Source organism: Actinomyces oris, assembly GCF_001937445.1.
GTDB lineage: Bacteria > Actinomycetota > Actinomycetes > Actinomycetales > Actinomycetaceae > Actinomyces > Actinomyces acetigenes.
In genome coordinates this window covers 1179-2960 of the sequence record NZ_MSKS01000039.1, presented here as the reverse complement: position 1 = coordinate 2960, position 1782 = coordinate 1179, and the positions used below count along the sequence as shown (strand labels likewise).

Below are 1782 nucleotides of genomic sequence, written 5' to 3'. Positions count from 1 at the left end.
GAGAAACACCACGCACTCCAGTGTCCAGGACAGGGTGACGTAGAGGTTGATGTTGGTGTCGGGGCTGTTCTTGCCGAAGGCGGCATCATGGGTGGAGGCCAGTAGGTCCGCTACCGCATCAGCGCTGGTGTCGTCCTTGAGACGCACGTCTAGGTCGGCTTCGGTGCCGCCGATATCGGCCGAGGCCTCGATGACGGTGGCCGAGACGACATTGGGATCCTTGGACAGGTGCTTCTCCGCCGCACTGGCGATGCGTCGGACCTTGAATCCCTCCGGGCCGCTGTCGGGGTGCAGGGTGATGTCAATCAGATAGACGAAACTACCAATGATCAACACGAGGACGACCAGCATCACCTGGATGGCCCACCACCCCGCCGACCTGTTGGACAGCGGCTTCCGCCGGCTGGTAGAGGCTCTACTGCTCGAGTTGACGGCTGGGGCTTCGTCTGCCCCGGCGTCTCCTCTTGGCGCAGGTACGGTTTGCTCATCCGCCATCAGTGCATTCTCCCTACTTGTCGGACGTAATTCTTCCTGATCCGCGTTGATGGTGGGGACGTTTGGTCCGACGACGCAGAGGTGAAGGTGGGGTGGTGGGGCGTCTAGAGCTCGGCGGCTTTGTTGAGGATGGCGGCTTCTTGCTGGCCTTTTACGCCGTCGTTCTTGGGTGTCCAGGTTCTGCCCTGGCATACGAGAGTTCGCCAGGGGCCGTCGTGGCCGGTTGTGGTGTTGAGGCTGAGCTCGGTCAGTCCTGCGGCGTGACAGTCGGACAAGGCGTGCACCACGGGTGCTGCGGCCTCGGGAGCCAAGCCGCCGTCGTCGGTGGCCAGGCCGGTGACGGACATGGAGCCCGGGTCGGCCTCGAACGTGATGGAGCCGGTAGCGCTGGTCTGAGTGGCCGCAGCGATGACCTGCTCCATGGGTGGGGTGGCGAACTGTCTTGTCTCGTTGCTGGTGGATGTCACCTGCCAACCGGCCATGGTGAAGGACTTCCATGTGCGTGAACCGGAGGGGCTGGCCAGTGAGGCCGGGGGAGAACCGACTTCGCCGTAATCGATCCCTAGGAGGGAGGACCCCCCTTGCCTGACGGTCCTGGCTTCCCCGACCGGGGTCAGATCGCGTGTGGTGGTGGAGATGATGTCGGTGGTGGCGCGGCTGGCATCGAAGTCTGCTGCGATGCTGGTGCCGCTCAGGGTCCATGACATGGACACGGTCAGCGTGATCTTTCGGGTGCCGTCCTTGGTGTGAAGAGCAGCCTCGTGGGTCGAGGCCAGGAGGTCGGCGGCTTCCTGAACGCTGGTGCCGTCCTTGAGGCTGATGCTTACGTGAGCGGAGATGTCCGACGGCGTGGCTGCCTCGGATGAGGCGGAGGGTGCTGAGGTGACAAGTGGGCTGTGACCGAGGTGGTCGGCAGCTTCCTGGGCGACTTGGCGGGCATACGCACGATCCGCTGGTCCGGCTTGGGGGTGCAGGCTGGCGTCGATGCGAACGAACAGCATCCAGATACCCGCCATGCTCACGATTACCGCAACAATCAGCACCAGGCATCCTCTGAAAAGACGATTCGGCGATCGCTGAGGAGACGCCCTGTCGGGTTCAGGAACAGCATGGGCGTGACTGCCGGTCTGGTCGGAGTCGGTCGACTCATCCACTATGCACCTCCTTCCTGCTTGTCCGACGTATTCTTCCTGATCCGCCTTGGTGGTGGGGGTGTTCGGTCCGACGGCGCAGAGGTGAAGGTGGGGTGGTGGGGCTGCTAGAGTTCGGCGGCTTTGTTGAGGATGG

Annotated in this window: 1 protein-coding gene and 1 pseudogene; both read right to left on the bottom strand. The window is 63.3% G+C overall.

Annotated features, from left to right (window positions below; all coding sequences use genetic code 11):
• Positions 1–495 (bottom strand): annotated as a pseudogene (locus BKH20_RS10600) (hypothetical protein); the annotation flags it as partial.
• A gap of 104 nt (positions 496–599) precedes the next feature.
• Complete coding sequence (locus tag BKH20_RS10595; RefSeq protein WP_143224995.1) at positions 600–1538, bottom strand: hypothetical protein; 939 nt, start codon at positions 1536–1538, stop codon at positions 600–602.
• Positions 1539–1782 lie beyond the last annotated feature (244 nt).